Annotated in this window: 1 protein-coding gene; it reads left to right on the top strand. The window is 51.8% G+C overall.

All coding sequences use genetic code 11. The annotated features are described in order from the left end of the window. The first annotated feature begins 304 nt into the window (after positions 1-304). Positions 305-1,654, top strand: coding sequence for an NAD(P)/FAD-dependent oxidoreductase (locus BN35_RS00665; protein ID WP_025073271.1), 1,350 nt, complete (start codon positions 305-307; stop codon positions 1,652-1,654). Positions 1,655-1,946: the final 292 nt, after the last annotated feature.

Raw genomic sequence — 1,946 nt, forward strand, 5'->3', positions numbered from 1 at the left:
TTTATCGTTGGCTCATCAAGACCGAGCAGTACACCCTGCAAGAGACATGGTACGTGGCTCTGGCGGTGGTAGCAAGCAGCATAGTGCTGGCATGGCTCTGCCTGAAGATCTACGACGAACCAGTGAGAAAATGGATCGCTGCCAAATTTATGCACAGCTGATTTACCGCCAGACATAACAAAACGAGGGAACAGCTCTTGACATGAAGCATGAAATCACGGTCTGCACACAAACGTAACACATATTCCAATAAAATGCAGTAACTTTGTAGTGCAATTTAGGATAACCATTTTAACCCAAAATTATGAGCATCAATATTCAGAGAAATCAGAAGAAAAGAGTAGTAATCGTTGGTGGCGGACTCGGCGGACTGCGCCTTGCAGAAGACCTCTACGGGTCGGGCATGCAGGTAGTGCTGATCGATAAGAACAACTTCCACCAGTTTCCGCCGCTTATCTATCAGATAGCGTCGGCAGGTATTGACCCGAGCAGTATCTCGTTCCCCTTCCGACAGATTTTCCGAAAGCGCAAGGACTTCTATTTCCGCATGGCAGAGGCTCGTATGGTTGACACAGAGAAGAAAATTCTGCAGACCTCCATCGGCAAAATCGACTACGACTATCTCGTGCTGGCAGCTGGCGCAACAACCAACTTCTTCGGCAACAAGAACATCGAGGAGTGGGCGATACCGATGAAGACAGTGCCCGAGGCAATGGGCTTGCGCAACGCACTGCTCTCCAACTTGGAGCGCGCGCTCACCTGCGCCACTGAGGAGGAACGTCAGGAACTGCTCAACGTCGTAATCGTGGGCGGTGGCGCAACGGGCGTAGAGATTGCCGGCGCGCTTGCAGAGATGAGACGCTACGTCATACCGTACGACTACCCCGACATGGACTCGTCGTTGATGCACATATACCTCATTGAGGCAGGCGACCGCCTGCTTGCCGGACTCTCGCAGGAGTCGTCGCAGAAGGCGTACGAGTTCCTCAAGAGCATGGGCGTAGACATACAGTTCGGCAAGATGGTGACCGACTATCGCGACCACAAGGTCATTATGAAGGACGGCACTGAGATACCTACACGTACATTTCTCTGGGTGTCGGGCATCAGAGCCAACGCCATGCCTGGCATCGACGAGAGCCACATGGGTCGCGGCTTCCGCTTCAAGGTGGACGAGTTCAACTGCATTCAGGGCGTTGAAGACGTGTTCGTCATCGGCGACCAGTGTCTGCAGACCTCAGACGCGGCATACCCGAACGGACATCCGCAGGTGGCGCAGGTGGCGATACAGCAGGCTAAGAACCTCGCCAAGAACCTCAAGCTAATTGTGAAGGGCGCAGACAGCAGCGAGCTCACTGAGTTCAGCTACAAGAATCTCGGCTCGATGGCTACCATCGGACGCAACAAGGCGGTCGTGGAGATAGGCAAGTTCCGCAGTCAGGGCTTCTTCGCCTGGGTGCTGTGGCTCGTCGTCCACCTGCGTTCTATCCTCGGCGTGAAGAACAAGGTGATGGTGCTGCTCAATTGGCTCTGGAAGTATGTCAGCTACAACGACTCAATCCGCATGATCACCTACGCCACAAAGCCGCGCGAGGTGGAAGAGCGTATGAAGCGCGAGCAAAAAAACCACCTCGGAGAGGACTTGATGGAGTAAAACGGCGGCTCTGCCACACTCCATACAATACGAAATTATTGCTGTCTGGTAAAACTTAAACGAGCATAATAACCCTGTCCGAAGCCCATTAAAATTAGGCTTCGGACTTCTTTTTTCCAAAAGTAAGCCCCCCTAATCGAAAAGCGAAGGTTCAGGTGGCGCTTTTTGCATCTCCTTTGCAAGGAAGGGTGGTTCTATAAATTGCCACCGTAAAGTTTTCTATGTCAATCTTTTTACGTTTTGTCATCTTGTGGACTCTTTTTATATAAAACAGGCTGCGCCTCAACAATTC

It is taken from the genome of Hoylesella timonensis 4401737 = DSM 22865 = JCM 15640 (genome assembly GCF_000455445.1).
Lineage (GTDB): Bacteria > Bacteroidota > Bacteroidia > Bacteroidales > Bacteroidaceae > Prevotella > Prevotella timonensis.